Origin of the sequence: Streptomyces sp. SolWspMP-5a-2 (assembly GCF_900091845.1) — a bacterium.
Taxonomy (GTDB): domain Bacteria; phylum Actinomycetota; class Actinomycetes; order Streptomycetales; family Streptomycetaceae; genus Streptomyces; species Streptomyces doudnae.
Map to the genome: position 1 here is coordinate 1 of NZ_FMCI01000221.1, position 2,504 is coordinate 2,504.

Here is a 2,504-nt window from a genome sequence, read left to right on the forward strand (position 1 = left end):
GTGGAACGCACCGCGCGGCGGGCCGGACGGGCGCCGGGCGCGCGGCGGACCGGCTACCGGACCCCGGCCGTCGCGGCCGCTCTCGCCGCGCGCGGCCGGTGGCGCGACGTGCCCTATGAGGACGAGGGGACACCGGAGCGGATCGACCCGCGCACGCTGAGCCGCGCCCTGGACGACATCCTCCCGGCGGAGCGGGTGATCGGCGTCGACTCCGGCAACTTCATGGGCTGGCCCAGCGCCTGGCTCTCGGTCCCCGACGAGAACGGCTTCTGCTTCACCCAGGCGTTCCAGTCCATCGGGCTCGGGCTGGCGACGGCGATCGGGGCCGCCCTCGCCCGTCCCGACCGGCTGCCGGTGGCGGTGCTCGGCGACGGGGGCGCGCTGATGGGCGCGGCGGAGCTGGACACCGTGCGCAGGCTGGGGCTGCCCATGGTGGTCGTCGTCCACAACGACGACGGGTACGGGGCGGAGGTGCACCACTTCGGGCCGGACGGGTGCGCGCTGGACACCGTCACCTTCCCGGAGACCGACCTCGCCGCCGTCGCCCGGGGGTACGGCTTCGAGGCGGTGACCGTGCGGACGCCCGGCGACCTCGCGGCCGTCGAGGCGTGGGTGGCGGGGGAGCGGGCGGCACCGCTGCTCGTCGACGCGAAGGTGACGCGCGAGCACGGGGCGTGGTGGCTGGAGGAGGCGTTCAGGGGCCACTGAAGGGGACGGGCCGGTGAACGGGACGGCCGGTGACAGGGACGGGCCGGCCGGACGACGCTGTGTCGTCCGGCCGGCCCCTGTCCTGGTCCTCGTACCGGGTCAGTCCGTGCCGGACTCCATCGCGGCGCGGTCCAGCAGGGCGTCCTCGTCGGAGGACTCGCCGCGCGAGGCGATGGCCTCGGCGCCGCCCTCCGGCATGGAGCCGATCAGGCCGGTCGCGGCGGCCTGCGCGGCGCCGATCGCGGGGCTGCCGGTGCCGATCAGACCCATCCCGGCGTACTGCTCCAGCTTGGCGCGGGAGTCGGCGATGTCCAGGTTGCGCATGGTGAGCTGGCCGATCCGGTCCACCGGGCCGAACGCGGAGTCCTCGGTGCGCTCCATCGACAGCTTGTCCGGGTGGTAGCTGAACGCCGGGCCGGTGGTGTCGAGGAGCGAGTAGTCCTCGCCGCGCCGCAGCCGCAGCGTCACCTCGCCGGTGACGGCCGCACCGACCCAGCGCTGGAGGGACTCGCGGATCATGAGGGCCTGCGGGTCGAGCCAGCGGCCCTCGTACATCAGACGGCCGAGGCGGCGGCCCTCGTTGTGGTACTGGGCGAGGGTGTCCTCGTTGTGGATGGCGTTGACGAGACGCTCGTACGCGGCGTGCAGCAGGGCCATGCCCGGGGCCTCGTAGATGCCGCGGCTCTTGGCCTCGATGATGCGGTTCTCGATCTGGTCGGACATGCCGAGCCCGTGGCGTCCGCCGATGGCGTTGGCCTCCATCACCAGGTCGACGGCGGTGGCGAACTCCTTGCCGTTGATCGTCACCGGGCGGCCCTGGTCGAAGCCGATGGTCACGTCCTCGGGGGCGATCTCGATCGACGGGTCCCAGAACCGGACGCCCATGATCGGCTCGACGGTCTCGACGCCGGTGTCCAGGTGCTCCAGGGTCTTGGCCTCGTGGGTGGCGCCCCAGATGTTGGCGTCGGTGGAGTACGCCTTCTCCGTGCTGTCCCGGTAGGGCAGCCCGTGGGCGACCAGCCACTCGGACATCTCCTTGCGGCCGCCCAGTTCGGTCACGAAGTCCGCGTCCAGCCACGGCTTGTAGATCCGCAGGTGCGGGTTGGCCAGCAGGCCGTAGCGGTAGAACCGCTCGATGTCGTTGCCCTTGAAGGTGGAGCCGTCGCCCCAGATCTGGACGTCGTCCTCCAGCATCGCCCGGACCAGGAGCGTGCCGGTGACGGCGCGGCCCAGCGGGGTGGTGTTGAAGTAGGCCCGCCCGCCCGAGCGGATGTGGAACGCGCCGCAGGTGAGCGCGGCCAGGCCCTCCTCGACCAGCGCGGCGCGGCAGTCCACCAGGCGCGCGATCTCGGCGCCGTAGGTGTGCGCGCGGCCGGGCACCGAGGCGATGTCGGGCTCGTCGTACTGGCCGATGTCGGCGGTGTAGGTGCACGGGACGGCGCCCTTGTCGCGCATCCACGCGACCGCGACGGAGGTGTCGAGGCCGCCCGAGAAGGCGATTCCGACGCGCTCGCCGGTGGGCAGGGAGGTGAGGACCTTGGACATGGGAAGAGTATGCATCAAGACGCATGGTCATGCAAAGGGCCTGTGGGGCGGCCTCTTCGCCCCGCCTTGCCGAGGGTTGCCAGCCGAACAGTTCCGATATATCGTTGAGGCATCGCGACTGATCAACGACTGAATGGAGTGATGGCGATGCGTTCGCACGGTTTCGAACATGGACACGGTGGACACGGCTCACGCGGCCGGGGCGGGTTCGAGGGGCGCCGAGGCGCCTTCGGGCCGTTCGGGCCCGGCGG

At 72.2% G+C, this 2,504-nt stretch carries 2 protein-coding genes; one reads left to right on the forward strand and one right to left on the reverse strand.

The annotated features are described in order from the left end of the window. Positions 1-708: thiamine pyrophosphate-dependent enzyme (locus GA0115242_RS22460; RefSeq protein ID WP_237549239.1), on the forward strand; the 708-nt coding region annotated here is incomplete at its 5' end. Positions 709-807: 99 nt separating this feature from the next. On the opposite strand, the gene argG is transcribed toward GA0115242_RS22460, so the two are convergent. Next, positions 808-2,253 (reverse strand): argininosuccinate synthase, encoded by a 1,446-nt coding sequence (argG, locus tag GA0115242_RS22465; protein ID WP_093831271.1) that lies wholly within the window; start codon positions 2,251-2,253, stop codon positions 808-810. Positions 2,254-2,504 lie beyond the last annotated feature (251 nt).